The 26,411-nt window shown below is 62.3% G+C and carries 24 protein-coding genes; 12 read left to right on the top strand and 12 right to left on the bottom strand.

Going from position 1 to position 26,411, the window contains the following annotated elements; translation table 11 throughout:
* Nucleotides 1-149: 149 nt before the first annotated feature.
* A complete protein-coding gene (gene gbcA, locus AC2T3R_RS01510; protein WP_410952124.1) occupies nucleotides 150-1,442 on the top strand; it encodes a glycine-betaine demethylase subunit GbcA in 1,293 nt (430 codons plus the stop codon).
* Nucleotides 1,443-1,485: 43 nt separating this feature from the next.
* Here gbcA and AC2T3R_RS01505 read toward each other — a convergent pair whose 3' ends face one another.
* The 7 genes from AC2T3R_RS01505 to AC2T3R_RS01475 form a co-directional block, all read right to left on the bottom strand.
* Nucleotides 1,486-2,358: an RHS repeat-associated core domain-containing protein gene (locus tag AC2T3R_RS01505; RefSeq protein WP_486744546.1), complete on the bottom strand. Its 873-nt coding sequence runs from the start codon at nucleotides 2,356-2,358 to the stop codon at nucleotides 1,486-1,488.
* 679 nt (nucleotides 2,359-3,037) lie between these two features.
* Nucleotides 3,038-3,808: an electron transfer flavoprotein subunit beta gene (etfB, locus tag AC2T3R_RS01500; protein WP_400738071.1), complete on the bottom strand. Its 771-nt coding sequence runs from the start codon at nucleotides 3,806-3,808 to the stop codon at nucleotides 3,038-3,040.
* A gap of 10 nt (nucleotides 3,809-3,818) precedes the next feature.
* Nucleotides 3,819-5,051 (bottom strand): electron transfer flavoprotein subunit alpha, encoded by a 1,233-nt coding sequence (gene etfA, locus AC2T3R_RS01495; protein ID WP_039613190.1) that lies wholly within the window; start codon nucleotides 5,049-5,051, stop codon nucleotides 3,819-3,821.
* Nucleotides 5,051-7,003 (bottom strand): dimethylglycine demethylation protein DgcB, encoded by a 1,953-nt coding sequence (gene dgcB / locus AC2T3R_RS01490; RefSeq protein ID WP_410952127.1) that lies wholly within the window; start codon nucleotides 7,001-7,003, stop codon nucleotides 5,051-5,053. Before dgcB ends, etfA begins: the two co-directional genes overlap by 1 nt.
* A 177-nt stretch (nucleotides 7,004-7,180) precedes the next feature.
* Nucleotides 7,181-9,241 (bottom strand): dimethylglycine demethylation protein DgcA, encoded by a 2,061-nt coding sequence (dgcA, locus tag AC2T3R_RS01485; protein WP_013970508.1) that lies wholly within the window; start codon nucleotides 9,239-9,241, stop codon nucleotides 7,181-7,183.
* A gap of 15 nt (nucleotides 9,242-9,256) precedes the next feature.
* The gene (locus AC2T3R_RS01480; RefSeq protein ID WP_013970507.1) at nucleotides 9,257-9,787 is read right to left on the bottom strand and encodes a DUF5943 domain-containing protein; all 531 of its coding nucleotides are present in this window, start codon (nucleotides 9,785-9,787) and stop codon (nucleotides 9,257-9,259) included.
* A gap of 77 nt (nucleotides 9,788-9,864) precedes the next feature.
* Nucleotides 9,865-10,842 (bottom strand): dipeptidase, encoded by a 978-nt coding sequence (locus AC2T3R_RS01475; protein ID WP_003257506.1) that lies wholly within the window; start codon nucleotides 10,840-10,842, stop codon nucleotides 9,865-9,867.
* A 287-nt stretch (nucleotides 10,843-11,129) separates the two neighbouring features.
* Here AC2T3R_RS01475 and AC2T3R_RS01470 point away from each other — a divergent pair, with 287 nt between their 5' ends.
* The 3 genes from AC2T3R_RS01470 (at nucleotide 11,130) to AC2T3R_RS01460 (ending at nucleotide 12,981) form a co-directional block, all read left to right on the top strand.
* Nucleotides 11,130-11,531, top strand: coding sequence for a lysozyme inhibitor LprI family protein (locus tag AC2T3R_RS01470; protein ID WP_003257504.1), 402 nt, complete (start codon nucleotides 11,130-11,132; stop codon nucleotides 11,529-11,531).
* Nucleotides 11,532-11,646: 115 nt separating this feature from the next.
* Entirely contained in the window at nucleotides 11,647-12,363 is a 717-nt protein-coding gene (locus AC2T3R_RS01465) for a hypothetical protein (RefSeq protein WP_080958440.1), read from the top strand.
* Between the two features lie 66 nt (nucleotides 12,364-12,429).
* The gene (locus tag AC2T3R_RS01460; RefSeq protein WP_486744545.1) at nucleotides 12,430-12,981 is read left to right on the top strand and encodes a hypothetical protein; all 552 of its coding nucleotides are present in this window, start codon (nucleotides 12,430-12,432) and stop codon (nucleotides 12,979-12,981) included.
* Here AC2T3R_RS01460 and AC2T3R_RS01455 read toward each other — a convergent pair.
* On the bottom strand, nucleotides 12,972-13,934 hold the full coding sequence (locus AC2T3R_RS01455) for a GlxA family transcriptional regulator (protein ID WP_189121507.1): 963 nt from the start codon (nucleotides 13,932-13,934) through the stop codon (nucleotides 12,972-12,974). The genes AC2T3R_RS01460 and AC2T3R_RS01455 overlap by 10 nt on opposite strands.
* Before the next feature lie 147 nt (nucleotides 13,935-14,081).
* On the opposite strand from AC2T3R_RS01455, the gene choX reads away from it, so the two are divergent.
* From choX to AC2T3R_RS01430, 5 genes are all read left to right on the top strand, one after another.
* Entirely contained in the window at nucleotides 14,082-15,026 is a 945-nt protein-coding gene (choX, locus tag AC2T3R_RS01450) for a choline ABC transporter substrate-binding protein (protein ID WP_015268643.1), read from the top strand.
* A 125-nt stretch (nucleotides 15,027-15,151) separates the two neighbouring features.
* On the top strand, nucleotides 15,152-16,036 hold the full coding sequence (gene cdhC / locus AC2T3R_RS01445; RefSeq protein ID WP_015268642.1) for a 3-dehydrocarnitine:acetyl-CoA trimethylamine transferase CdhC: 885 nt from the start codon (nucleotides 15,152-15,154) through the stop codon (nucleotides 16,034-16,036).
* A gap of 18 nt (nucleotides 16,037-16,054) precedes the next feature.
* Nucleotides 16,055-17,020, top strand: a complete 966-nt coding sequence (locus AC2T3R_RS01440) for an L-carnitine dehydrogenase (protein ID WP_486744544.1) — start codon at nucleotides 16,055-16,057, stop codon at nucleotides 17,018-17,020.
* 10 nt (nucleotides 17,021-17,030) lie between these two features.
* Complete coding sequence (locus AC2T3R_RS01435; RefSeq protein WP_085721787.1) at nucleotides 17,031-17,507, top strand: thioesterase family protein; 477 nt, start codon at nucleotides 17,031-17,033, stop codon at nucleotides 17,505-17,507.
* Nucleotides 17,508-17,874: 367 nt separating this feature from the next.
* Complete coding sequence (locus AC2T3R_RS01430; protein WP_003257487.1) at nucleotides 17,875-18,132, top strand: hypothetical protein; 258 nt, start codon at nucleotides 17,875-17,877, stop codon at nucleotides 18,130-18,132.
* Between the two features lie 120 nt (nucleotides 18,133-18,252).
* On the opposite strand, the gene gbdR is transcribed toward AC2T3R_RS01430, so the two are convergent.
* Together gbdR and AC2T3R_RS01420 are read right to left on the bottom strand one after the other, a co-directional pair.
* Nucleotides 18,253-19,359 carry a choline metabolism transcriptional regulator GbdR gene (gene gbdR / locus AC2T3R_RS01425; protein WP_015268639.1) on the bottom strand — a complete coding sequence of 369 codons (1,107 nt, stop codon included), beginning with the start codon at nucleotides 19,357-19,359 and terminating at the stop codon, nucleotides 18,253-18,255.
* 514 nt (nucleotides 19,360-19,873) lie between these two features.
* Entirely contained in the window at nucleotides 19,874-21,250 is a 1,377-nt protein-coding gene (locus tag AC2T3R_RS01420) for an L-serine ammonia-lyase (protein WP_039613186.1), read from the bottom strand.
* 453 nt (nucleotides 21,251-21,703) lie between these two features.
* Here AC2T3R_RS01420 and AC2T3R_RS01415 point away from each other — a divergent pair, with 453 nt between their 5' ends.
* The 3 genes from AC2T3R_RS01415 to choV all read left to right on the top strand — a co-directional run bounded on the left by AC2T3R_RS01415 (nucleotide 21,704) and on the right by choV (nucleotide 24,756).
* Nucleotides 21,704-22,651, top strand: coding sequence for a choline ABC transporter substrate-binding protein (locus tag AC2T3R_RS01415; RefSeq protein ID WP_015268637.1), 948 nt, complete (start codon nucleotides 21,704-21,706; stop codon nucleotides 22,649-22,651).
* Between the two features lie 81 nt (nucleotides 22,652-22,732).
* The gene (choW, locus tag AC2T3R_RS01410; RefSeq protein ID WP_169774667.1) at nucleotides 22,733-23,581 is read left to right on the top strand and encodes a choline ABC transporter permease subunit; all 849 of its coding nucleotides are present in this window, start codon (nucleotides 22,733-22,735) and stop codon (nucleotides 23,579-23,581) included.
* Nucleotides 23,578-24,756, top strand: coding sequence for a choline ABC transporter ATP-binding protein (gene choV / locus AC2T3R_RS01405; protein WP_003257485.1), 1,179 nt, complete (start codon nucleotides 23,578-23,580; stop codon nucleotides 24,754-24,756). Before choW ends, choV begins: the two co-directional genes overlap by 4 nt.
* A gap of 120 nt (nucleotides 24,757-24,876) precedes the next feature.
* On the opposite strand, the gene hisF is transcribed toward choV, so the two are convergent.
* Nucleotides 24,877-25,647 (bottom strand): imidazole glycerol phosphate synthase subunit HisF, encoded by a 771-nt coding sequence (gene hisF / locus AC2T3R_RS01400; RefSeq protein ID WP_013970495.1) that lies wholly within the window; start codon nucleotides 25,645-25,647, stop codon nucleotides 24,877-24,879.
* A 10-nt stretch (nucleotides 25,648-25,657) separates the two neighbouring features.
* On the bottom strand, nucleotides 25,658-26,395 hold the full coding sequence (gene hisA, locus AC2T3R_RS01395) for a 1-(5-phosphoribosyl)-5-[(5-phosphoribosylamino)methylideneamino]imidazole-4-carboxamide isomerase (RefSeq protein ID WP_003257484.1): 738 nt from the start codon (nucleotides 26,393-26,395) through the stop codon (nucleotides 25,658-25,660).
* Nucleotides 26,396-26,411: the final 16 nt, after the last annotated feature.

Raw genomic sequence — 26,411 nt, 5'->3', positions numbered from 1 at the left:
GGCCATGTCGCCCATGGATACGGTTCATGACGCCTTCGGACGCACACTCCACGGCAAAACAACTAGCTGTTTCTGATGAGCAGCCTTGCGGCACCACAACAACGATTAGCCACCTTTTGCCGGCCGCACACGGCCCCGAGGAATACACGATGGACGTCACCGCAACCCTGAGCCTGGGCGATCCACTGGAACCTGCACGCAAGGCCACCGCCGAGATGCTGCAGACCCGCGAGCGCACCTACTCGCTGCCCCAGCCTTTCTACACCGACGAGCGTCTGTTCCAGATCGACATGCAGGAGATCTTCCACAAGGAGTGGCTGATCGCCGGCATGACCTGCGAGATCCCGGCCAAGGGCAACTACATCACCCTGCAGATCGGCAAGAACCCGATCATCGTGGTGCGTGGCGCCGAAGGTAAGGTGCACGCCTTCCACAACGTCTGCCGCCACCGCGGTTCGCGCCTGTGCGTCAGCGACAAGGGCAAGGTGGCCAAGCTGGTCTGCCCGTACCACCAGTGGACCTACGAGCTGGACGGCCGCCTGCTGTTCGCCGGCACCGAAATGGGCGCCGACTTCGACATGAACCAGTATGGCCTGAAGCCGGTGAACGTGAAGGTCGCTGGCGGCTACATCTTCATCAGCCTGGCGGAAAACCCGCCCGCCATCGACGAGTTCCTGGCCACCCTGGACCACTACATGGAACCGTACGACATGGAAAACACCAAGGTGGCGGTACAAACCACCTTGATGGAAAAGGCCAACTGGAAGCTGGTGCTGGAAAACAACCGCGAGTGCTACCACTGCAATGGGTCGCACCCTGAGCTGCTGAAAACCCTGCTGGAGTGGGATGACACCAACGACCCACGCGCCGACCAAGCCTTCAAGGACCACGTAGCCGCCTCCGCCGCTGCCTGGGAAGCCGAGAAAATCCCGTACCTGCACAAGAGCCATGGCCTGCGTAACCGTATCGTGCGCATGCCACTGCTCAAGGGAACCGTGTCGATGACCATGGATGGCAAGCAGGCGTGCAAGAAGCTGATGGGCCGCATCAAGAACCCGGACCTGGGCTCGATGCGCATCCTGCACCTGCCACACTCCTGGAACCACTGCATGGGCGACCATATGATCGTGTTCACCGTTTGGCCGATAAGCGCCCAGGAGACCATGGTCACCACCAAGTGGCTGGTGCACAAGGATGCCGTGGAAGGCGTGGACTACGACCCTGAGCAGATGCGCAAGGTCTGGGACGCGACCAACGATCAGGACCGCCGCCTGGCCGAAGAAAACCAGCGCGGGATCAACTCCACCGCTTACCAGCCTGGGCCATACTCGAAAACCTACGAGTTTGGTGTGGTGAACTTCATTGACTGGTACAGCCAGCGGCTGCTGAACAATCTGGGAGCGGAGCCGGCGCCGTATCTGAAGGAGGTTCAGGCGCAGTAACTCGCCCCACCTCCTGGCGCGTTATCACACGTGCCAGGAGGCATCAGGGCCTGCGCACATCACGCATTTCGGTTTCAGACCGAGTCGTGCCCCTCCCCCACTGTCGCCAAGCTTGATAAGCGCCCTGAGCCGTATGGGCGATCCTGCCTGCCAGATCCCAGCTCTTGCGACCAACGAAGCTCGCTGCTTCACCCGTCATCCTGATGCCGGATAGCTCCGCGAACGTCCCAAATACGACACTGCTCGACGGTATTCCTGGCTGCCCCATCAGTGCCCAGGTCTCCTTCGCAGCATTGAAATTGGATGTGACGCCCGCCGCAATGTTGCTTCCGGAGTTGACCACGCCGAACCAATTGCTGAGTGTTATCAAAGAACCGTCTGCTGTCCAACCATTACCGGTAGCGTTGGCTGCAATACCTGTCGTACCGGCAGCGACATAAAAAATGTTACTCAAGCGATTCCACAACGACGGCTTGGTATACGTAGAGTGTTGACTTTGAGAGGTGCGGTGCTGGTGTTGCAAGCGCAACGCCTCGTTTCTTGCAGTTCTCACGACCGCTCCACTGACGGTAGCCATACTTGACACCGCCCCCATCACAGTCCGCCAAACCTGCCCGTTCGGATCGATCCTGTTGATTGGATCTCCGCTGCAATAGGCGTAGGCATTCAATCCACCGTCGTCGAAGGGGCTGAGTTTGTCAGGGTTAAAAAAACGCATGAGGACAGGGCTATAGGAACGACGCCCATTTCCGAGCAAGTATTGTCCTGTCAAAGAACCCCGATGTTGGCCACAAAAACCCAGTACGGGTTCTGAGCGGGCTTGCATGAAACCGTAGGGCGAAAAGGCACGTGGGTCGAAGGCTATTCCCCCCAATACAGACTGCTGCCAATCAGTACTCAACAAGAATGCCGTCATGACTTATCCACAACTTTGGTCGCATGTGGACACGTTAACGGATTGATCATATGTCTGTGTACTGACAAAAATATCAGTCAGGCACCTGGTCATTATTTGATCACATCAGCCAAAGCTGCATTTTTATTGGGCTACAGCGGACTTCATACACCTTGTCCACAGAGACACCAACAGAGTTTGTGGGCAACCGATGAATTTTCTGCAATCGCCCTGTTGATAAGTGACTTAAAGGCCTGATTTTCAGGCATCGCGCAGGATTCAGGCGGGATTGATCAATTTTCGAACAAATCTGTCAAAACCTTTTACTACGCCGCTTACAGGTGATGCCGAACAGATTATCCACAGACCGGCTAACAGCGATTGTGGGCAAAATCAGCAGGGTGCTGCCGTGCTTTGCATGCGAAGGCAGGGATAAGACTGATCGTTTTTTGATCAAAAGCTTGGAGGCCACGTGATACAGGGGCTGCGGCCATGCGCCAACACTTTATCCACACCTTGGCGAACAGATTTGGTGGGCAAAAGCGACCGATCGAGGCTGTGTATGGAATGTAGGAGCGGCCTTGTGTCGCGATGGGCCGCAGCGCGGCCCCAGGATCTCGACTACGAATCAAGATAACCGGGGCTGCTGCGCAGCCCATCGCGACACAAGGCCGCTCCTACACCGGGACCGCGTGAGGCTCTAGCGCAGCACGCCCTCTTCCACCAGCAGCTTGAGAATGGCCTCGGCGCCTTCCTGCGGAGAAACGTCCTTCAGCACCTTGCCACCGCCGCCACTGGCCTTGGCCGTCGCTGCCTTCATCCGGTCGGCACCGCTCTTGGCCTTGATCACCTTAAGCCGCTTGGGCCGTGGGCGGGCTGGCTGCAGTTCGGCTTCGGCCAGCAGTTCGTCATCGACGATAGCCACGTTGCGTGCCGCCAACACCCCCCGACGCGCCGGCCCGAAAGCGCTCTGGCGCGGCTTGGGCGCAGCGTTATCCACAGTCGCCAGCAACGGCAGGCGCACCTTCAGCCGACGCCGCTGACCGCGCGGCAGCGCCTGCAATACCTGGGCGGTGCCGTTGTCGATCGACTCCACTTCAGCCAACCCCACGATCAGCGGCCAGCCGAGCTTTTCGGCCAGCAGGAACGGCAACATGCCCGACCCTTCGCCGGTCTCGGCCTGGCTACCGGTCAGCACCAGCTGTGCCCCGGCATCGCGCAGGTAATCCCCGAGCACGCCCAGCACGTCGGCACCAGCCGGCTGCTCCAGCACATCCAGATGGTCCAGGCCCATCCCCAGGTAGGCGCGCAGCGCCTCTTCCCGTGGGTCGCCGGCATGCACCACCTGCAAGTTATCCCCAGCCAGCTGCAAGCCCAGCTCCACGGCGCGCGCATCCTGCTCGGCGCGGCGAGCGCGGCCGGAGCTGGGGTGGGCACCGATGGAAACCAGGCTGATCACTTTCGTACTCATGCTCGTGCCCTTATGCGGCGTCGCGCTGGCCGCCGCTGCGGTAGTTGTCCACAGCCTCGATCAGCGCCTGGAGAATCGCCGAACTGTCACCAATCACCGACAGGTCGGCCCGTTTGATCATGTCGCAGCCCGGGTCCATGTTGATAGCAACCACCTTGTCGCAGGCGCCGATGCCCTGCAGGTGCTGGATCGCGCCCGAGATACCCACAGCCACGTAGACCCGCGCGGTAACCCAGGTACCGGTGGCACCCACCTGGCGGTTGCGCGGCATGAAGCCGTCGTCGACCGCCACCCGCGAGGCGCCTTCGGTGGCGCCAAGGGCCGCGGTGGCCTTGTGATACAGGTCCCAGTCCTTGACCCCGTTGCCGCCCGAGACGATGAACTCGGCTTCAGCCATGGCAATGGTGGCCGGGTCCACGGCCACCGAGCCGAGGTCTTCAATGCGCGACAGGCTGCGCGCCACGCTTGTGGACAACTCCACCGGCAGCGCTTCGTGACGGGTTTCGCTGACTGGCTCGGCGCACTCGGCCGCCGCCAGGATCAAGCGTGGTACGGCGCGCTGCAGGTCTTGCTGGCCGGCACCGGCACGGCCGATGCACTGGCCGTCCTTGACCTGCCATACCCGCGTTGCCGGGCGCTCGCCCAGTGCCGCGCCCAGGCGTCGGCCCAGTTCGCCACCACCGGTGCGGCTGTCCGGCAGCAGCCAGTGGCGCGGGGTGAACTGGTTATCCACAGCCCGCAGGCCTTGTACCAGTTGCTCCGGTGCATAACCTTCGAAAGCCTCGCCTTCGATGACCAGCAGGCGGTCGACCCCGGCTGTGGAAAAGTTGCTTTCCTTGTGCTCGCCAAACACCACTGCCAGCACCGCACCGTCGCTGCCGGCCAGGCTGTGGGCCAGGCCGAGCAGGTCGCGGTCGTGGCTGCTCAGGCGGCCACCGACCATGTCCGGCACCACGGCGATGTAGAACGCCGGCGCCGGCACCTGGTGCAGCGGCAGCTTGACCTCGGCCGCCGCCGTGCGTCGCCCGCCCACGGCGGTGCCCTGCTGGGCGCCGCTGCGGTCGATGCGCTTGATGCCGGCCGGGCCGATGAAGCCTGCGGCAATCGCATGGGGGTTCTTGCGGATGAGGCCGTTGGGCCCCATCCAGCTGGTCTGCTGCGTCTGCATCGCTGCATGCAGCGGGTGCAGACGGTTACGGGCGATCCACTCGGCGCGTGGGTCGCGGCGGATAATGTCGCTCATCAGTGCACCTCCGCAGGTTCACGTTTGGCCGTTTGCGGCTTTGGGGCAGAGGGCGCGTCCTCTTCGATCAGCACGTCGGCCACCAGTTCGGCCAGGTCCTTGATCTGCGGGCGCGGTTCGACCACACCTTCAAGCATGGCGGTGCATTGTGGGCAACCCACGGCCACCAGCTCGGCCTCGGTCTCGCGGATGTCGTCCATGCGCATGTCCGGGATACGCTGCTTGCCAGGGATGTCGGTGATCGGCGCACCGCCACCACCGCCGCAGCAACGGGAACGGAAGCCCGAGCGCTGCATCTCGCGCACTTCGATACCCAGAGCCTTGAGCACGGCACGCGGAGCTTCGTACTCACCGTTGTAACGGCCCAGGTAGCACGGGTCGTGGTAGGTGACGCTGCCGCCCTTGTGCTGGCCGAGGTTGAGCTTGTTGGCCGCGATCAGTTCGGCGATGTAGGTGCTGTGGTGCTGCACCTGATAGTCGCCGCCCAGGGCGCCGTACTCGTTTTTCAGCACATGGAAGCTGTGTGGGTCGCAGGTGACGATGCGCTGGAACTTGTACTTGGCCAGGGTCTGGATATTGCGTTTAGCCAATTGCTGGAAGGTCGCTTCATCGCCCAGACGGCGCGCCACGTCGCCGCTGTCGCGCTCTTCCAGGCCGAGCACGGCAAAGTCCACGCCCGACGCCTTGAGCACTTTGACGAACGAGCGCAGGGTGCGCTGGTTGCGCATGTCGAAGGCACCGTCACCGACCCAGAACAGCACCTCGGTGGTTTTCACCTCCGACAGCAGTTGCAGGTTGAGGTCGGCGGCCCAGTTCATGCGCCCGCCAGGGGCGAAGCCGCCCGGGTTGTCGGTAGCGATCAGGTTGTCCAGCACTTCGGCGCCCTTGTTCGGGGTGGCGCCTTTTTCCAGGGTGAGGTGACGACGCATGTCGACGATGGCATCGACGTGCTCGATCATCATCGGGCATTCCTCGACGCAGGCACGGCAGGTGGTGCACGACCACAGCGTTTCGGCGTCGACCAGGCCATTGACGATCGGCTGGTGCGGGTGGCCGCCATGCTCACCGATCGGTTTGCCCGGGTATGGGCTGCCGGCGAACTGCGCGTCGGTGCCACCGGCCAGGCCGATGACCATGTCCTGGATGAGCTTTTTCGGGTTCAGCGGCTGGCCGGCGGCAAAGGCCGGGCACATGGCTTCGCATTTACCACATTGCACGCAGGCGTCGAAGCCCAGCAGCTGGTTCCAGGTGAAGTCCACCGGCTTTTCCACGCCCAGCGGCGCGTTCGGGTCTTCCAGGTCCAGCGGCTTGAGGCCGGTGGAACGGCCGCCGCCAAAGCGTTCGGCGCGGCGGTGCCAGGCCAGGTGCAGGGCACCGGCGAAGGCGTGTTTCATCGGGCCGCCCCAGGTCATGCCGAAGAACAGCTCCGACACGCCCCACAGCACGCCCAGGCCGAGAATGCCCACCATCACCCAGCCACCGGTGTTGGCCGGCAGGATGCCGGCAACCGGCAAGGTGGCGATAAAGAAGCTAGCGGCAAACGCCAGCAAGCTCTTCGGCAGGCGCATCCACGGGCCCTTGGACAGGCGCGAAGGCGGGTTGAGGCGGCGCTTGAAGACGAAGATGGCGCCGCTGAACATGATCACCGTGGCCACCAGCAACGCGTAGCCGAGGATCTTGCTCTGCAGGCCGAAGCCGTGCACGAGGATCGCCAGCACGGCCGACAGCACGAAGCCGCCAGCGGTAGCCACGTGGGTCTTGGACATGTACTTGTCGCGCTCGACCACATGGTGCAGGTCCACCAGGTAGCGGCGTGGCATGGCCAGCAGGCCGCCGATCAGGTTGACCTTGGACGGCCGGCCACGCCGCCACATGCGCACCCGGCGCAGGGCGCCGAGCACTGCCAGGCCAAGGGCAGCGAACAGCAGGATTGGTAGAAGGGTGTTCAACATGGGAGGCTCCCACAACAGCTGGATTCTTGCGCCACTCTGAAGGTGGGATTGGCCCCTTGTAGGAGCGGGTTTACCCGCGAATGCGTCAGATCAGACAACTCTGTTGCTTGTGCTGACGCTTTCGCGGGTGAACCCGCTCCCACAGGGACCGCGCCCGGTGGCGACGATTTTTCTCGATCAGAAGTCCTTGCACAGGCGCAAGGCGTCGTAGATCGCCGCATGCACGTTGCGCTGGGCCACGCAGTCGCCGATGCGGTACAGCAGGTAGCCTTCGCCCGGCTGGCTGAGGATCGGCTGTGGCTTGATGGCGAACAGCGCCTCCACGTCGATCTGGCCTTTGTTGCGCGAACCTTCCTTCAGTGCGTAGTACAGCTGCTCGTCAGGACGCACGCCGTTCTCCACCACCACCTGGTCGACCACGCGCTCTTCCTTGGCGCCGGTGTATTCGTTTTCCAGCACCGCCACCAGCTTGTCGCCTTCGCGGTAGACCTTTTCCAGCATCATGTCGCCGGTCATGATCACTTCTTTCGGATACATGCTGCGGTAGTAGGTCGGGAAGGTAGTACCGCCCATGGCCACGCCTGGCTTGATATCGTCGGTGACGATCTCGACCTGGCTGCCCTTGTCGGCGATGAAGTCAGCCACCGACATGCCAGTGAACTCGCAGATGGTGTCGTACACCAGCACGTTCTTGCCCGGCGCAACCTTGCCGTCGAGCACGTCCCAGCTGCTGACTACCAGCCCTTCGGCGGCGCCCCAGTGCTCGTTCTGCTCCAGGAAGGAATGCCCACCTACCGCCAGCACGATGATGTCGGGGCGCAGGTCCTGAATGGCAGCCACGTCGGCGGCGGTGCCCAGGCGCAGGTCGACCTTCAGGCGCGCCAGCTCCAGCTGGTACCAACGGGTGATACCGGCGATCTGGTCACGCTGCGGCGCCTTGGCGGCGATGGTGATCTGCCCGCCAATCTGCTCCTTCTTCTCGAACAGGGTCACGTCGTGGCCACGTTCGGCAGCCACACGGGCCGCTTCCATGCCGGCCGGGCCGGCACCAACCACCACCACCTTGCGCTTGGCACCGGTGGTCTTCTCGATGATGTGCGGCACGCCCATGTATTCACGGGAGGTCGCGGCGTTCTGGATGCACAGCACATCCAGGCCCTGGTACTGGCGGTCGATGCAGTAGTTGGCACCGACGCACTGCTTGATCTGGTCGATCTGGCCCATCTTGATCTTGGCGATCAGGTGCGGGTCGGCCATGTGCGCACGGGTCATGCCGACCATGTCCACGTAGCCACCTTCGAGGATACGGGTAGCCTGGTTCGGGTCCTTGATGTTCTGCGCGTGCAGCACCGGTACCTTGACCACTTCCTTGATGCCGGCCGCCAGGTGCAGGAACGGCTCCGGCGGGTAGCTCATGTTCGGGATGACGTTGGCCAGGGTGTTGTGGGTGTCGCAACCCGAGCCGACCACGCCGATGAAGTCGAGCATGCCGGTGGCGTCATAGTAGGCAGCGATCTGCTTCATGTCCTCGTGGCTGAGGCCATCGGGGTGGAATTCGTCGCCACAGATACGCATGCCCACGCAGAAGTCGTCACCGACTTCGGCGCGCACGGCCTTCAGTACTTCCAGGCCGAACTTCATGCGGCCTTCGAAGGTGCCGCCCCATTCGTCGGTACGCTTGTTGACCCGTGGGCTCCAGAACTGGTCGATCATGTGCTGGTGCACGGCCGACAGTTCCACGCCGTCCAGGCCGCCTTCCTTCGCACGGCGGGCAGCTTGCGCATAGTTGCCGATCACGCGCCAGATCTCTTCCACCTCGATGGTCTTGCAGGTGGCGCGGTGCACGGGTTCACGGATACCCGACGGCGACATCAGGGTCGGCCAGTTGAAGCCGTCCCAACGCGAGCGACGGCCCATGTGGGTAATCTGGATCATGATCTTGGCGCCATGCTTGTGCATGGCGTCGGCCAGGTTCTGGAAGTGCGGGATGATGCGGTCGGTCGACAGGTTGACCGACGACCACCACTCCTGCGGGCTGTCGATGGCCACCACCGACGAGCCGCCGCAGATCGCCAGGCCGATACCGCCCTTGGCCTTTTCTTCGTAGTACTTCACGTAGCGGTCGGTAGTCATGCCGCCGTCAGTGGCGTAGACCTCGGCGTGCGCGGTGCTGAGCACACGGTTGCGGATGGTCAGTTTGCCGATCTGGATCGGCTGGAACATTGCTTCGAATGCCATGACGCTATCTCCGGCTTACAACGGCTTTGTAACGAACAGGCCATCTTCGTGGCCTTCTTCCGACCCGCCATAGACCTGTTCGGCCACGGTGCGGATCGAGCTGCCGCGGGCAGCGAGAATCTGGTCCATGGCGCCGGCGAACCAGCCGGTGAACATGTAATCGACCTTGCGGCCGCACTTGCCATAGACGTACACGAACGCGGAGTGCTTGAGCTTGACGCTGCAGGTGCCTTTGTCGAGGTCGATGTCCTGGATTTCGAACAGGCCCCAGCCACGCTGGCTCAGGCGCTTCATGTAGTGCTCGAACACCGCCACGCCTTCCAGGCCATGGCACTCGGCCTCTTTTTCACACCAGTGCCAGGCGGACTTGTAGCCGGCCTTGTAGAGGATCTCGGCGTACTTGTCGGCGCCCAGGACTTCTTCGATGCCCATGTGGTTGTTGACGAAGAAATGGCGTGGCACATACAGCATCGGCAAGGCGTCGCTGGTCCAGACACCGGTCTCGCTGTCTACTTCGATTGGCAATTGCGGGGCGATCTTGGCCATGGAAACTCAACTCCATAAAATTTTTTATCGGGATGCCCCGGCGTTGCTGGCAGGGGCTTTCAGGCTTGGAGAGCGGCTTACTCGCCCCACACGTCCTTGAGGACGTTGACCCAGTTCTCACCCATGATCTTGCGCACCACGCGCTCGGAGTGGCCGCGCTTGAGCAAGGTTTCGGTGAGGTTGGGGAATTCGCCCACAGTGCGGATGCCCAGCGGGTTGATGATCTTGCCGAAGTTGGTCAGGCGACGGGCGTAGCCCTTGTCGTGGGTCAGGTATTCGAAGAAGTCCTGGCCGTGGCCCTGGGTGAAGTCGGTACCGATACCGATGGCGTCTTCACCGACGATGTTCATGGTGTACTCGATGGCTTCGGCGTAGTCGTCGATGGTCGAGTCGATGCCCTTGGCCAGGAACGGCGCGAACATGGTCACGCCGACGAAACCGCCGTGGTCGGCGATGAACTTCAGCTCTTCGTCCGACTTGTTGCGCGGGTGCTCTTTCAGGCCCGAAGGCAGGCAGTGCGAGTAGCAGACCGGCTTTTTCGACTCGAGGATGACTTCTTCGGAGGTCTTGGAGCCCACGTGGGACAGGTCGCACATGATGCCGACGCGGTTCATTTCGGCAACGATCTCGCGACCGAAGCCCGACAGGCCGCCGTCACGCTCGTAGCAGCCGGTGCCGACCAGGTTCTGGGTGTTGTAGCACATCTGCACGATGCCCACGCCCAGCTGCTTGAACACGTCGACGTAGGCGATCTGGTCTTCGAAGGCGTGGGCGTTCTGGAAGCCGAAGAGAATGCCGGTCTTGCCCAGTTCCTTGGCCTTGCGGATGTCGGCGGTGGTGCGTACCGGCATCACCAGGTCGCTGTTATCGCGGATCAGCTTCTGGCTGGCGGCGATGTTGTCGACGGTAGCCTTGAAGCCTTCCCAGACCGACACCGTACAGTTGGCCGCAGTCAGCCCGCCTTTGCGCATGTCTTCGAACAGCTCGCGGTTCCATTTGGCAATGATCAGGCCGTCGATGACGATGCTGTCGGCGTGAAGTTCGGCTGGGCTCATCAGGCTGTCCCCTTTTATTGAATGGGTTTGCGCCAAACCTTATTGCCGGCGCTTTGGGGCCAGCATATGCCTGTGCCCAAAGGCGCCCCGATGCAAAAACGACAGGGGGTTTGCCGAAAGCGTCAATGCGCGACATCGCGCCCTCTGGCGCGCCGTCTGGCGATGAGAGACAGTCTCGATAACGACATTTCCGACCGTTTCATGAACATTTCTTCAGGGAGCTATCGTCTTGTCGGCGGCTGAGCGAGAATCCAGCCGATTCGTCAGCCTTGTTGAGGAGAAAACGGATGAAATCAATGGCATGGCTGGTACTGCTGGCTGTCGTATCGGGCGCCCAGGCCGGCGAGGAAGAAAGCACCCCGTGCGACAACGTCGAGACCGACCAGCAGACATTCGCTTGCGCGGCGTTCAACAAACAGACGGCCGAGCGTGAACTTAAGTCGGCGTATGACGACCTGATACAGCGCATTCGCGACCAGTACGCCGACGAAGGCGACAAGGCAGACGCCTTGGCCGGGCGTATGGAGGCGGCCGAGAAACTGTGGACGCAACTGCGCGATGCCGACTGCAAGGTCGAAACCTATGCCGAGAAACCGGGCAGCAAGGCGTTCGAAGCAGCGTGGAACACCTGCGTGGCACAACGCAGCGATGACCGCTCGGAGTACCTGCAGTCCATCGGCCAGCAGTAAGGGAGTTCCTCGGCAGGAAAGGCTTTCGGCTTATCTGTCTTGACGATCCGAACCAAAGTGCGTCCCCGGCGCCTCACCCGAGGTGCCGATGATGAACTCGATCGGAAACCAAGACATGACCTCTACTATCAGCAAGACCGACATGAACAGCGCCATTGCCGCCCTGAAGAAAGAAGGCGAAGAACGCGCCGTCATGGTTGCCAACACCGTCTGCATCTTTGCCCCGGATGTACCTGCCAGCGTTGCCGAAGACGTGCTCGATGGCATGCGCTTGATGAACCTGTCGGCAAACAAGAAGTTCGACAAGGAAACCCAGCAGCGCGAGTGGTACAACTTCTACAACGACGGCCTGGGCAAGTTCGGCTGGACGCTGACCGGCGCCGCCCATGTCGAGGAGGCAATCGACAAGGACACCCACACGCTGGCCACCCTGGTGCCGCAGATCGTCACCGTCCAGATCGGCGCCAGCCACCGCCTGAGCCGCTGTGTAAAACGCTCCTTCGAAGTGATCGTGCAAACACCCAAGGCGCAGCAACTGCTCGAAGAAAGCAGCGTGAGCGTTTCGGGCAAATCCAGCACCATTCAGATTTCGGCCTGCGAGATGACACCGCAAGGCCTGCCGATCATGCACATGACCAGCGTTCAGCTGAGCTATGACAAGGCCGAGAAAACCGCAGGTTCCGCTGGCCGCATCATCGACAAGTCGAACACCAGGGTATACCGGGCCTCGCAGCAGGGCTCGTTCAGTGTTCGCCACTTCGACGCCATGCGCGAAGCCGTCAGGATGAAGTTGGCCAGCCAGGCGTTCGACATCCTGGCGCTGGACATCTGACCTGCGCCTGGCGCCGCCATGCGGCGCCAGGTTCCCCTTCCTACGCCTACGGCGAGGGCCAAAAGCATGCCCACCAAACCTGCCACCCAACCCTGGGAAGACCTTCATGCCTGCTTGCGCCTGGCGCAACTGGAAGCCAACCAGGTTCACGATCGCCAACAGGATGGCCAGCGCTGGTTCAGCCGTTTTCTGCAGGGCCTGGAGAACAGCGGTGTCGAACTGATCGAACGGACGACGAAAAGCATCAACTGCGTACCCACGGATGCTGTGTTTCAAGACGTCTTCAACGGCTGGATTCCAGCGCCCCAACGTCGCAACCTCAAGTTCGAGCGGGTTGCCAACGACATACTTAATGGCTTGAAACAGCCAGACCTCGCCCTGCTGCGCAGCACTTCGGCCAGCTCGCACCTGCGCATCGAATTTGACCTGGATGACAGCGGCAGCCCGCTGGCGATCGTCTTCAACCTGTGCTGTTCGACCGACCCGGATGCCCCACGTACGCGCCTTACCCTGCAACTGGACCACATGGGCGCGAAACTCGACGCCCGGGCTTTCGAGGCGCGACGAGTACAGGTCGAAAACCGCCTCCAGGCGCTTTCTGACCTCGATCAGTTCTGATCCGGCAGCTGCGGCTTGAGCGCCTGACGTTCTTCACGCGGACAGCGCCCAAAGCGTCTTTTGTACCGGCGGGTGAAGTACGACGGCAGCTCGAAACCACATGCCACGCTGACCTGCGTGATGCTCATCTGCGTCTGACACAACAGCTGACGCGCCTTGTCCAGACGCAGGTCAAGATAGAAGCCACTGGGCGTATCATTCAGGTACAAGCGAAACAAGCGCTCCAGTTGACGCCTGGTGATCATGGCACGGGCGGCCAGCTCCAATGTGCTCAACGGTGGCTCGGTATGCTTTTCCATCTCGCCGATCACCTGCACCAGCTTGCGGTTGCTGATGCCATAGCGTGAGGCGATCTGCATCCGCTGATGATCCTGCCGCGGCCGAATACGGCCCAACACGAATTGCTCCGAAACCTGCACCGCCAGCTCGCTGCCATGGGATTGCGCAATCAGGTCGAGCATCAGGTCGATCGAGGCAGTACCGCCCGCACAGGTGATGCGCCGCCGGTCGATTTCGAACAGTTCCTGGGTGGCCTGCAGGCTCGGGTAGTTCTCCTTGAACGCCTCCAGCGCCTCCCAGTGCACGGTGGCGCGGTGGCCGTCGAGCAGGCCGGCCTCGGCCAGCACCACCGCGCCGGTATCGATGCCACCCAGAACCACCCCCTCATGGTCCAGGCGGCGTAGCGCCTGCTGCAGCGCCGGCCCATAACAGGCCAATGGCTCGAAACCGGCGACGATCAGCAGGATGCCACCAGGCTCGCCCGCCGCCAGCGCTGCATCGGCGTTCACCGACATGCCATTGCTGGCCAGCACCGCCCCGCCGTCCAGGCTCAACACCTGCCAGCGATACAACGGGCCCTTGAAGCGGTTGGCCACCCGCAGTGGTTCCAGGGCACTGATGAAACCCATGGCCGAGAACCCGGGCAACAACAGGAAGTGAATGATTTGCGGCATTGCATGCTCCACGGCAAAGGTGGTCGCCTCCGTGCAAATGTTGGTCGCCAGGGTGCGATTTTCCACCCTGACAGCAGCGTAGCTTCTTCATACGACCCAGAGAGGTCGAACCCCAATAACAATATGCACTGCCGATGGAGAGCCACCATGCACAGCTTGATCCGCCGCAGCCTGTTGACCCTTGCCCTGAGCAGCATCGCCACTTCCCCACTATTCGCCGCCGAGCCCGCGGCTTGCAAGAACGTCCGTCTGGGCGTGGTCAACTGGACCGACGTCATCGCCACCAGCGCCATGGCGCAGGTGCTGCTCGATGGCCTTGGCTACCAGACCAAGCAGACCAGCGCTTCACAGCAGATCATCTTCGCCGGCATCCGCGACAAGCGCCTGGACATGTTCCTGGGTTACTGGAACCCTATCATGACCCAGACCATCACACCGTTCGTCGACGCCAAACAGGTCAAGGTGCTCGACAAGCCGAGCCTGGAAGACGCCCGCGCCACCCTGGCGGTGCCCAAGTACCTGGCCGACAAGGGCCTGAAGACCTTCGCCGACATCCACAAATTCGAGAAGGAACTGGGTGGGAAAATCTACGGCATCGAACCAGGCTCCGGCGCCAATACCCAGATCAAGGCGATGATCGCCAAGAACCAGTTCGGCCTGGGCAAGTTCCAGCTGGTCGAGTCCAGCGAGGCCGGCATGCTCGCCGCCGTCGACCGCGCGGTGCGGCGCAACGAGGCTGTGGTGTTCTTCGGCTGGGCACCGCACCCGATGAACGTGAATATCGACATGGTCTACCTGGGCGACAGCCAGGACGCCCTGGGCCCGGACGAAGGCCGCGCGACAGTGTGGACGGTGACCGCGCCAGACTACGCCGAGCGCTGCCCCAACGCCCACCGCCTGCTGGCCAACCTGAACTTCAGCGCCGAGGACGAGAGCCGCATGATGCAGCCGCTGCTCGACCACAAGGATGCGCTGGAGTCGGCCCGCCAGTGGCTCAAGGACCACCCCGAGGACAAGGCCCGCTGGCTGGAGGGTGTGACCACCTTCGATGGCAAGCCGGCTGCTGACAACCTCAAGCTCACTGCCAACTGACACCCCCCCTTCGCAGCACAAGGCTGCTCCTACAGGTACAGCGCATAGAACAAGGTCTGCGCAGACCCTGTGGGAGCGGGCATGCCCGCGAAAAGGCCACCACAGCTCTCTCAAGGAACCCCGACATGAACCACGACGTCATCATCACCTGCGCCCTCACCGGCGCCGGCGACACCGCCTCGAAAAGCCACCTTGTTCCAGTCACCCCCAAGCAGATCGCCGAGTCTGCCGTAGAGGCCGCCAAAGCCGGCGCCACCGTGGTCCACTGCCACGTGCGCGACCCGCAAACCGGCCGCTTCAGCCGTGACGTGGCGCTGTATCGAGAAGTCATGGAGCGCATCCGCGAAGCCGACGTGGACATCATCGTCAACCTTACCGCGGGCATGGGTGGCGACCTGGAAATCGGCCCGGGTGAAACACCACTGGAGTTCGGCGCGGGTACCGACCTGATCGGCCCACTGGAGCGTCTGGCCCATGTCGAAGCGCTGCTGCCGGAAATCTGCACCCTCGACTGCGGCACCCTCAACTTCGGCGACGGCAACTCGATCTACGTCTCCACCCCGGCACAACTACGCGCCGGCGCCAAGCGCATTACCGAGCTGGGGGTAAAAGCCGAGCTGGAAATCTTCGACACCGGCCACCTGTGGTTTGCCAAGCAGATGATGAAGGAAGGCCTGCTCGAAGACCCGCTGTTCCAGCTGTGCCTGGGTATCCCGTGGGGCGCTCCGGCCGATACCACCACCATGAAGGCGATGGCCGACAACTTGCCGCCAAACGTCACCTGGGCCGGGTTTGGTATCGGTCGCATGCAGATGCCGATGGCCGCACAGGCGGTGCTGCTGGGCGGCAACGTGCGGGTGGGCCTGGAGGACAACCTGTACCTGGACCGTGGCGTGCTGGCCAGCAACGGCCAGTTGGTCGAGCGCGCGGTAGAGATCATTTCGCGCCTTGGCGCCCGTGTGCTGACCCCGGCCGAAGGCCGGGAAAAGATGAACCTCAAACGCCGCTGACACTTTCAGGAGCCCAACATGACCTTCATCACCGAGATCAAGACCTTCGCCGCCCTGGGTAGTGGCGTGATCGGCAGCGGCTGGGTCGCGCGCGCCCTGGCCCACGGCCTGGACGTGGTCGCCTGGGACCCGGCGCCAGGCGCCGAGCAGGCCTTGCGCAAGCGCATCGCCAACGCCTGGCCGGCACTGGAAAAGCAAGGCCTGGCACCAGGCGCATCACAAGACCGCCTGAAGTTCGTCGCCACCATCGAGGAATGCGTCCGCGATGCCGATTTCATCCAGGAAAGCGCCCCTGAACGCCTGGACCTGAAGCTCGACCTGCACGCAAAGATCAGCGCCGCCGCCAAACCCGACACGATCATCGGTTCCAGCACCTCGGGCCTGCTGCCCAGCGAGTTCTACGAGTCGGCCATCCACCCCGAGCGCTGCGTGGTCGGCCACCCGTTCAATCCGGTGTACCTGCTGCCGCTGGTGGAAATCGTCGGTGGCAACCGCACCGCCCCCGAGGCCATCGAAGCGGCCCGGACCATCTACACCGCCCTGGGCATGCGCCCGCTACACGTACGCAAGGAAGTGCCCGGGTTCATCGCCGACCGCCTGCTCGAAGCCCTGTGGCGCGAAGCACTGCACTTGGTCAACGACGGCGTGGCCAGTACCGGCGAGATCGACGATGCCATCCGTTTCGGTGCCGGCTTGCGCTGGTCGTTCATGGGCACGTTCCTCACCTACACCCTGGCCGGTGGTGATGCGGGCATGCGTCACTTCATGGCCCAGTTCGGCCCGGCGTTGAAACTGCCCTGGACCTACCTGCCGGCGCCGGAACTCACCGACAAGTTGATCGACGATGTGGTCGAAGGGACCTCCGAGCAACTGGCGGATCGCAGCATCGCCGCGCTGGAGCGCTATCGTGATGACACCCTGTTGGCAGTGCTGGAAGCGGTAAAGACCAGCAAGGCCAGCCACGGCATGGCTTTCGGCGACTGAGGAGACCGCGATGCCCGCACTGATCACCTACCGCACCCCGGTCCAGGAGGACTGGGTCGACTACAACGGGCACCTGCGCGATGCCTACTACCTGCTGATCTTCAGCTACGCCACCGACGCGCTGATGGAGCGCATCGGCCTGGATGCCGACAGCCGCGGCCAGAGCGGTAACTCGCTGTTCACCCTGGAGGCGCACATCAACTACCTGCACGAAGTGAAGCTGGGCACCGAGGTATGGGTGCAGACGCAGATCATCGGCTTTGATCGCAAGCGCCTGCATGCGTACCACAGCCTGCACCGGGCAGGGTTCGCCGAAGCGCTGGCGGCCAGTGAGCAGATGCTGCTGCATGTGGACCTGGCGGGGCCGAGGTCGGCACCGTTCAGTGAGCGTAGTGTGGAGTTGCTGCAAGGGTTGGTGGATGAGCAGCAGGATGTGCCCCCGGCTGAGTTCGTCGGCCGTGTGATAGCCCTGCCTACACCAAACTGAGCAGCAACATATGACCTGTGGGAGCGGGCGTGCCCGCGAATGCGGCGGTAAATCCACCATCGCATTCGCGGGCACGCCCGCTCCCACAGGTCATGTATTCAGGCAAAAAATAACCCCGGAAAGCCGTGAGCATCCGGGGCCAAGAGCGAGCAACATCCACTGTACACGAACGAGGGTGACCAAACCCTCCGTTGCGGCAGATGGCTTGAGTTTGCGCACTTCCCGAACACTGGATTTAGCCGTAAACGACCTGTTCTTAGCCAAAGCAGCCATGGCGCCATTCTGTTGTTGCGGGCATGTCGCCGGCGTCACAGAATCGGTCGTAAATCACAGCAGCACTCTCTTAGCGATAAAAGGGACAACAGCCATGATGCATGCGGATTTGATTGACCAGGACGATCTGGCAGGCCACCTGCGCGCGCGCGGGTTCGAGATTCCGGCCGGCGCTACTGCCGAGCAGGCGTGCGAAGCGGTGGTGCGTGGGCTGACCGAGCCCAATGCACGGGCGCTGAAGGGGATGGTGGAGCAAATGTATACCGGTAGTGCGACGATCCTGCCGGCGGTGCGCCAGGCCATCGACAAACAGCTGTTGCCGGCGTTGGCGCAGTTCAACAAGCGCGGCTGACAGAGTTTTCCTGCACCGGCCTCTTCGCGGGCTTGCCCGCTCCCACAGGGATTGCACAGAGTTCAAACACTGTGCACCTCCTGTGGGAGCGGGCAAGCCCGCGAAGAGGCCGGCTCCGTTTCAGAGCCTTACACTGGCAAAGGTCGACTCATTGCGCGCCTGGCTCAGGGCCGCCATCGGCCCGCTGTGCGGTGACAGGGTCATGGCCTGCGGGATCGGCATCATCGCCACCTGCTGCGCGGTGTTGGAGCCCACGCGCTCGTCACGCGGCGGAATGCCGAAATACTCGCGGTAGCATTTGGAGAAGTGCGGGGTAGACACGAAGCCGCACACCGACGCCACTTCGATGATCGACATCGGCGTCTGCTTCAGCAGCTGCCGGGCGCGGATCAGGCGCAGCTTCAGGTAGTAACGCGACGGCGAACAGTGCAAGTACTTCTGGAACAGGCGCTCGAGCTGCCGGCGCGATACCGACACGTATACCGCCAGTTCGTCCAGGTCGATCGGCTCTTCGAGGTTGGCCTCCATCAGCGCAACGATTTCCTGCAGCTTCGGCTGGTTGGTGCCAAGCATGTGCTTGAGCGGCACGCGCTGGTGATCCTGCTCGTTGCGGATGCGCTCGTAGACGAACATTTCGGAGATCGCCGCCGACAGTTCACGGCCGTGGTCGCGGCTGATCAGGTGCAGCATCATGTCCAGCGGCGCAGTACCGCCGGAGCTGGTGAAGCGGTTACGGTCGAGGGTGAACAGCCGGGTGCTCATGTTGACGCGCGGGAAAGCCTCTTGCATCGCAGCCAGGCACTCCCAGTGCACACTGCAATCGAAACCATCCAGCAACCCGGCACAGGCCAAGGCCCAGCTGCCGGTGCATACCGCGCCCAGGCGGCGCGACTGGCGGGCCTGGGTTTGCAACCAGGTGACATGCTCGCGGGTGACACTGCGCTGGATGCCCACGCCGCCGCAAACAATCACGGTATCGATGGGAGGCGCACTGTGCATCGCGGCGTCAGGGGTTATCTGCAAGCCATCGCTGGCCCACACCTGTCCACCATCGGCGGTGAGGGTGTGCCAGCGGTACAGCTCGCGGCCGGACAGCTGGTTGGCCATGCGCAGCGGCTCGACGGCCGACGCCAGGGAAATCAGGGTGAAATTGTCCAATAGGAGAAACCCGATGGACTGGGGGGCTGTGCGGTTCTGGGTTGGGTTCCCGGAGGTGTACGACGTCATCGCGATTTCTCCTCACACAAATGCAGGGGGTGCCTCAGGCAAGCACTGATTTCTTGTTATGTATGGCCCCGGTTTCATGTGTGGGGGCCTTGGTGCCAATCTCTACGCAAACGCCGTGCCTGAAGTTGAACGGCTATCCAAAAAAACCTGAAAACGACGCCTTTGTTAGGCAAATCAGGTGCTTTGATCGAGTTGGTCAATCATCGTAGAACGGGCGTGCTAGGCGGTGTGCGTGGAATGGCTGAGCAATTTGGTGACACGCGCAGTGTAGGATGCCCAGAAACGACACTCTTGAGTGTCACCGACAATGCCCGCACTGATTACGACACCCGACGATTGGTATGCGTCGCGCTGCACCATAAGGGGGCATTGGCTTCCGTACTGCACCTGTTTGTCAGCAGAGGCCCCATCGCCGGCAAGCCAGCTCCCACAGGTACTCCACAGGGCTTGAACACTGTGGGGTACTGTGGGAGCTGGCTTGCCGGCGATGGGGCCAGTGAGGTCAGCTATAGGATCAGCATTCGATCGCGCTGACCGCCAAACCACCGCGTGAAGTTTCTTTATACTTGTCGTGCATGTCGGCCCCGGTATCGCGCATGGTGCGGATCACCTGGTCGAGGGAAATGAAGTGCTCGCCGTCACCACGCAGGGCCATCTGCACTGCGTTGATGGCCTTGACCGCGGCAATCGCGTTGCGCTCGATGCACGGCACCTGCACCAACCCACCGACCGGGTCGCAGGTCAGGCCCAGGTTGTGCTCCAGGGCGATCTCGGCAGCGTTCTCCACCTGTGGCGGGGTCGCGCCCAGCACTTCGGCAAGACCCGCCGCTGCCATGGCGCAAGCCGAGCCGACTTCCCCTTGGCAACCCACTTCGGCACCAGAGATCGAGGCGTTCTTCTTGCACAGGATGCCCACCGCGGCAGCACCGAGGAAGAAGTCGACCACGCTGGACTCGTCCACCGCATCGCTGAAGCGCATGTAGTAGTGCAACACCGCCGGGATGATGCCCGCCGCACCGTTGGTCGGTGCGGTAACCATACGCCCGCCGGCAGCGTTTTCTTCATTGACCGCCAAGGCGAACAGGTTGACCCACTCCATGGCGCTCATGGTCGAGCCGATCACGTTGGGTTTGCCGATTTCCTGCAGGCTGCGGTGCAGCTTGGCGGCGCGGCGGCGCACGTTCAATCCGCCGGGCAGCGTGCCTTCGTACTTGAGGCCGTTGTTGACGCATTCCTGCATGGCTTCCCAGAGCTTGTGCAGGCCGGCGCGGATCTCTTCCTCGCTGCGCCAGACCTTCTCGTTGGCCATCATCAATTGCGACACGCTGAGGTCGTTTTGCTTGCACAGGCGCAGCAGTTCGGCAGCGCTATTGAAATCGTAAGGCAGCACCGTCTGGTCAGCATCCAGCACGCCGCTGGCGGCCTGGGCGGCATCGACCACGAAGCCGCCACCCACCGAGTAGTAGGTGTCGCGGTGCAGCTCGCCCTGTTCGCCTTCGGCAACCAGGGTCATGGCGTTGGGGTGGTACGGCAAATTCTCGTCCAGCAACAGCATGTCGCGGGCCCAGACGAATTCGATGGGCAGGCGGCTGTCCAGCTGCAGGGTGTTGGTTTCGCGCAGGTCGGCTATACGCGGCACGATCTGGGTCGGGTCGATGGCGTCAGGCCATTCACCCATCAAGCCCATGATGGTGGCATTGTCGGTGCCGTGCCCCACACCTGTGGCCGACAGCGAGCCATACAGGCGCACTTCGATCCGCTTCACACGTTCCAGCTCGCCGCGTTCGCGCAGGCCCTGGACGAACAGGGCGCCAGCACGCATGGGGCCTACGGTGTGGGAGCTGGAGGGCCCGACACCGATCTTGAACAGGTCGAACACGCTGATGGCCATTGTCGAATCACCTCTTGCTGGGCTTGTCTCTGCGCGCCATGCGCAGGGCGGGGCAACTGCTAGGCTGAAGCAGCGGGCCGCCTTGAATGCACGCATCATCGGGCTTTTACCAACCCCCTCGCCGTCTGCAACCGACGTACTTTTGTCCAGCAGCGCCGCGCTGTTTTCAACCGGGGAGCTACCGTTGCCACGCCGCTTTACGGCGGCCTGGTGACGTAAAAATGCGGCTGAGGGGGTGGAAAAATCCATAAACGACATCGCCCATACTGGATACGACCCGTTCCGTACTGGTTACGACCCCACCAGTAGGCGATTGCACGGCGCTGGAGGATTATCGAAAGCGACTCGTAAAGCACGGCCACGCATCCTGCCCTCTGCAGGCCTGGTCGACCGGACCCTGAGAAAGCCCGGCGACCCACGCGAACCCGAAGACAAAATCACAGGAGTCCATCCATGAAAGGTTCACCCTCGCTATTGCTGGTTGCGTTGCTGTCCGCGCCTTTGCTGGCCCAGGCCGCCGAACCCGAGCAATGCAAGACGGTACGGTTCTCGGATGTCGGCTGGACCGACATCACGGTCACCACCGCGACCACCAGCGTTGTGCTCGAAGCACTGGGTTACAAGACCCACACCACCATGATCTCGGTACCGGTGACCTACAAGTCGCTGGCCACCGGCAAGGACCTGGACGTGTTTCTCGGCAACTGGATGCCGACCATGGAGAACGACATCAAGCAGTATCGCGACGCCGGCACCGTGGAAACCGTGCGCGCCAACCTGGAAAACGCCAAGTACACCCTGGCCGTGCCCCAGGCGCTGTATGACAAGGGCCTGAAGGATTTCAGCGACATTCCCAAGTTCAAGCAGGAACTGGACGGCAAGATCTACGGCATCGAGCCCGGCAACGATGGCAACCGCACCATCCAGAGCATGATCGACAAGAACGCCTTCGGCCTGAAGGACGCCGGATTCAAGATCGTTCAGTCCAGCGAGGCCGGCATGCTGTCGCAGGTCGACCGCGCGCAGAAACGCGGCGAGGCCATCGTGTTCCTCGGCTGGGAACCGCACCCGATGAACACCCGCTTCAAGATGCAGTACCTGACCGGCGGAGACGAATTCTTCGGCCCCGACTTCGGCAAGGCGACCGTATTGACCAACACCCGCAAGGGCTATGTGCAGGAATGCAGCAACGTTGGCCAGCTGTTGAAGAACCTGTCGTTCGAGCTCAAGGATGAAAGCACCATGATGGGCTATGTCCTGGACGACAAGATGAAACCCGAGGCGGCTGCCAAGAAGTGGCTCAAGGACAACCCTGGCAAACTGGATGCCTGGCTGGCCGGCGTAACCACCGTGGATGGCAAACCCGGCCTTGAGGCGGCCAAGGCCAAGCTGACGCAATAACGAAATACGCAATAGCGCTACCTCGGGGCAGGACCGTGCCTGCCCCGGGTTGAGTTCAATCTATGCAGGTGGAAGCTCGCTATCATGCTTATCGATCAGAAAATACCCCTGGGCCAGTACATCGCGTCGTTCGTCGAGTGGCTGACCCAGAACGGCGCGAATTACTTCGACGCCATCGCGCAAGGCCTGGAGTTCATGATCCATGGCGTAACCAGTGCCCTGACTTTCTTCAATCCGTTCGTGCTCATCGCTCTGTTCGCCGCCCTGGCGCATTTCATCCAGCGCAAGTGGGCGCTGACCGCATTCGTCGCCCTGTCGTTCCTGCTGATCCTCAACCTGGGTTACTGGCAGGAAACCATGGAAACCCTGGCGCAGGTCACCTTCGCCACGGTGGTTTGCGTGGCCATCGGCGTGCCACTGGGCATCGTCGCCGCGCACAAACCGATGTTCTATACCGCCATGCGCCCGGTACTCGACCTGATGCAGACGGTACCTACCTTCGTCTACCTGATCCCCACCCTGACCCTGTTCGGCCTGGGTGTGGTGCCGGGGCTGATCTCGACAGTGGTGTTTGCCATCGCCGCCCCGATCCGTCTGACCTATCTGGGCATCTGCGACGTCCCGCAGGAGCTGATGGATGCCGGCAAGGCCTTTGGCTGCTCACGGCGCCAGCTGCTCACCCGTATCGAACTGCCGCACGCGATGCCAAGCATCGCCGCCGGCGTTACCCAGTGCATCATGCTGTCGCTATCGATGGTGGTGATCGCCGCCCTGGTCGGCGCTGACGGCCTGGGCAAACCTGTGGTCAACGCACTGAACACCGCCGATATTTCCCTGGGCTTCGAAGCGGGCCTGGCAATCGTGCTGCTGGCGATCATGCTCGACCGTATCTGCAAGCAACCGGACCTGCCGGTAAGGGGTGAAGCATGAGCATCATTCGTTTCGAAGACGTCGACGTCATCTTCTCCAACAAGCCGCGCGAAGCGCTGGCACTGCTCGACCAAGGCCAGACACGCGAGCAGATTCTCAAGCAGACCGGCCTGGTGGTGGGTGTCGAGAAGGCCAACCTGGATATCCAGAAGGGCGAGATCTGCGTGCTGATGGGCCTGTCCGGCTCGGGCAAGTCGAGTTTGCTGCGCTGCATCAACGGCCTCAACACCGTCAGCCGCGGCAAGCTGTTCGTCGAGCACGAAGGCAAGCACATCGATATTGCCCACTGCACCCCGGCCGAACTGAAGATGATGCGCACCAAGCGCATTGCCATGGTGTTCCAGAAATTCGCCCTGATGCCCTGGCTGACGGTGCGCGAGAACATCAGCTTTGGCCTGGAAATGCAGGGCCGCCCCGAGAAGGAACGGCGCAAGCTGGTAGACGAGAAGCTCGAACTGGTGGGCCTGACCCAGTGGCGCAACAAGAAGCCGGACGAACTGTCTGGCGGCATGCAGCAGCGCGTGGGCCTGGCCCGGGCGCTGGCGATGGATGCCGACATCCTGCTGATGGACGAACCGTTCTCGGCACTGGACCCGCTGATCCGCCAGGGCCTGCAGGACGAGTTGCTTGGCCTGCAGGCCAAGCTGAGCAAGACCATCGTGTTCGTCAGCCACGACCTGGACGAGGCGCTGAAACTGGGTAGCCGCATCGCCATCATGAAGGACGGGCGGATCATCCAGTACAGCAAGCCGGAAGAGATCGTGCTCAACCCGGCCGACGAGTATGTGCGTACCTTTGTCGCCCATACCAACCCACTGAACGTGCTGTGCGGGCGCAGCCTGATGCGCAGCCTGGACAACTGCAAGCGGGTGAACGGTTCGGTGTGCCTGGACCCCGGCATCGACTCGTGGCTGGACCTTGGCGAAGGCGGCTCGATCAAGCGCGCACGCCAGGGGCAGAACGGGCTTGACCTGCAAAACTGGGCACCAGGGCAGGATGTGGAGCTGCTGGGCCGCCGCCCAACGTTGGTAAATGCCGATATCGGCATGCGCGAGGCGCTGCAGATTCGTTATCAGACCGGCAACAAGCTGGTGTTGCAGGATAACGACAAGGTGGTGGGGATACTTGGGGATACCGAGCTTTATCACGCATTGCTCGGCAAGAACCACGGCTGATGCCATTGGGGCCGCTTTGCGGCCCTTTCGCGACACAAGGCTGCTCCTACAAAGGACCGCGTAACCTTGTAGGAGCAGCCTTGTGCTGCGAATGGAGGGCAAAGCCCTCCCGGCATTCTGTCAGCGAACGACAATCCCGCGCGAAGCCATATAGGCCTTGGCTTCCGGCACCGTGTACTCACCAAAGTGGAAGATACTGGCAGCCAGCACCGCACTGGCATGCCCTTCCAGAATGCCGTCAGCCAAGTGCTGCAGGTTACCCACACCGCCCGAGGCAATCACCGGAATACCCAGCGCATCACTGATCGCACGGGTAACACCCAGGTCGAAGCCGTTCTTCATGCCGTCCTGATCCATGCTGGTCAGCAGGATCTCGCCAGCACCCAGGCCTTCCATCTTCTTCGCCCATTCAACGGCATCCAGCCCGGTCGGCTTACGCCCGCCGTGGGTGAAGATTTCCCAGCGTGGTTCTTCGCCCGGCCCGGACACCTTCTTGGCATCAATGGCGACGACGATGCACTGCGAACCGAAACGGTCCGCGGCCTCGCCGACAAACTCTGGGTTGAACACCGCGGCCGTGTTGATCGAGACCTTGTCGGCACCGGCATTGAGCAGGTTGCGGATGTCCTGCACGGTGCGCACGCCACCGCCCACGGTCAGCGGGATGAACACCTGGCTGGCCATGCGCTCGACGGTATGCAGGGTGGTGTCGCGGCCGTCGACGCTGGCAGTGATGTCGAGGAAGGTGATTTCGTCGGCACCTTGCTCGTCGTAGCGACGGGCGATTTCCACCGGGTCGCCGGCATCACGGATGTTCTCGAACTTGACGCCCTTGACCACCCGGCCGTTGTCCACGTCCAGGCAAGGGATGATGCGCTTGGCCAGTGCCATGGTTCAGTCCTCAGCCTTGGTAGTTGTCGCAGAAGGCCTGGGCCTCGGCGACATCGAGGGTGCCTTCGTAGATGGCACGGCCGGTGATGGCGCCGATGATGCCCGGGGCCTTGGCGTCCAGCAGGGCCTTGATGTCGCCCAGGTTGTGGATGCCGCCCGAGGCGATCACCGGGATCGAGGTAGCTTCTGCCAGCGCCTTGGTGAACGGCACGTTGCAGCCCTGCATCATGCCGTCCTTGGCGATGTCGGTGTAGACGATCGCCGAGACGCCATCGGCCTCGAAACGCTTGGCCAGGTCGATGACCTGCACAGAGCTTACTTCCGCCCAGCCGTCGGTGGCGACGAAGCCGTCCTTGGCGTCCAGGCCAACGATGACCTTGCCCGGGAAGGCCTTGCACGCTTCGGCAACGAACTCTGGCTGCTTGACCGCCTTGGTGCCGATGATCACGTAGCTGACGCCAGCCTTGACGTAGTGCTCGATGGTTTCCAGCGAGCGGATGCCACCGCCGATCTGGATCGGCAGGGTCGGGTAGCGCTTGGCAATGGCGGTGACCACTTCACCGTTGACCGGCTGGCCTTCGAAGGCGCCGTTGAGGTCGACCAGGTGCAGGCGGCGGCAGCCACCCTCGACCCACTTGGCGGCCATGCTCACCGGGTCGTCGGAAAATACCGTGGAGTCTTCCATGCGGCCCTGGCGCAGGCGCACGCAGGCACCGTCCTTCAGATCGATAGCGGGGATAATCAGCATCTTGGGAACCTGTCTG

This window comes from Pseudomonas sp. PVC-5-1 (assembly GCF_057444345.1).
The sequence above is the reverse complement of the archived record's forward strand: the minus strand, read 5'-3'. Positions and strand labels throughout refer to the sequence as shown.

Excerpts from the sequence above, each read along its gene's own strand:
- gbcA (WP_410952124.1), top strand. The coding sequence starts at position 150 with ATGGACGTCACCGCAACCCTGAGCCTGGGCGATCCACTGGAACCTGCA.
- AC2T3R_RS01505 (WP_486744546.1), bottom strand. The coding sequence starts at position 2,358 with ATGACGGCATTCTTGTTGAGTACTGATTGGCAGCAGTCTGTATTGGGG.
- etfB (WP_400738071.1), bottom strand. The coding sequence starts at position 3,808 with ATGAGTACGAAAGTGATCAGCCTGGTTTCCATCGGTGCCCACCCCAGC.
- etfA (WP_039613190.1), bottom strand. The coding sequence starts at position 5,051 with ATGAGCGACATTATCCGCCGCGACCCACGCGCCGAGTGGATCGCCCGT.
- dgcB (WP_410952127.1), bottom strand. The coding sequence starts at position 7,003 with ATGTTGAACACCCTTCTACCAATCCTGCTGTTCGCTGCCCTTGGCCTG.
- dgcA (WP_013970508.1), bottom strand. The coding sequence starts at position 9,241 with ATGGCATTCGAAGCAATGTTCCAGCCGATCCAGATCGGCAAACTGACC.
- AC2T3R_RS01480 (WP_013970507.1), bottom strand. The coding sequence starts at position 9,787 with ATGGCCAAGATCGCCCCGCAATTGCCAATCGAAGTAGACAGCGAGACC.
- AC2T3R_RS01475 (WP_003257506.1), bottom strand. The coding sequence starts at position 10,842 with ATGAGCCCAGCCGAACTTCACGCCGACAGCATCGTCATCGACGGCCTG.
- AC2T3R_RS01470 (WP_003257504.1), top strand. The coding sequence starts at position 11,130 with ATGAAATCAATGGCATGGCTGGTACTGCTGGCTGTCGTATCGGGCGCC.
- AC2T3R_RS01465 (WP_080958440.1), top strand. The coding sequence starts at position 11,647 with ATGACCTCTACTATCAGCAAGACCGACATGAACAGCGCCATTGCCGCC.
- AC2T3R_RS01460 (WP_486744545.1), top strand. The coding sequence starts at position 12,430 with ATGCCCACCAAACCTGCCACCCAACCCTGGGAAGACCTTCATGCCTGC.
- AC2T3R_RS01455 (WP_189121507.1), bottom strand. The coding sequence starts at position 13,934 with ATGCCGCAAATCATTCACTTCCTGTTGTTGCCCGGGTTCTCGGCCATG.
- choX (WP_015268643.1), top strand. The coding sequence starts at position 14,082 with ATGCACAGCTTGATCCGCCGCAGCCTGTTGACCCTTGCCCTGAGCAGC.
- cdhC (WP_015268642.1), top strand. The coding sequence starts at position 15,152 with ATGAACCACGACGTCATCATCACCTGCGCCCTCACCGGCGCCGGCGAC.
- AC2T3R_RS01440 (WP_486744544.1), top strand. The coding sequence starts at position 16,055 with ATGACCTTCATCACCGAGATCAAGACCTTCGCCGCCCTGGGTAGTGGC.
- AC2T3R_RS01435 (WP_085721787.1), top strand. The coding sequence starts at position 17,031 with ATGCCCGCACTGATCACCTACCGCACCCCGGTCCAGGAGGACTGGGTC.
- AC2T3R_RS01430 (WP_003257487.1), top strand. The coding sequence starts at position 17,875 with ATGATGCATGCGGATTTGATTGACCAGGACGATCTGGCAGGCCACCTG.
- gbdR (WP_015268639.1), bottom strand. The coding sequence starts at position 19,359 with ATGACGTCGTACACCTCCGGGAACCCAACCCAGAACCGCACAGCCCCC.
- AC2T3R_RS01420 (WP_039613186.1), bottom strand. The coding sequence starts at position 21,250 with ATGGCCATCAGCGTGTTCGACCTGTTCAAGATCGGTGTCGGGCCCTCC.
- AC2T3R_RS01415 (WP_015268637.1), top strand. The coding sequence starts at position 21,704 with ATGAAAGGTTCACCCTCGCTATTGCTGGTTGCGTTGCTGTCCGCGCCT.
- choV (WP_003257485.1), top strand. The coding sequence starts at position 23,578 with ATGAGCATCATTCGTTTCGAAGACGTCGACGTCATCTTCTCCAACAAG.
- hisF (WP_013970495.1), bottom strand. The coding sequence starts at position 25,647 with ATGGCACTGGCCAAGCGCATCATCCCTTGCCTGGACGTGGACAACGGC.
- hisA (WP_003257484.1), bottom strand. The coding sequence starts at position 26,395 with ATGCTGATTATCCCCGCTATCGATCTGAAGGACGGTGCCTGCGTGCGC.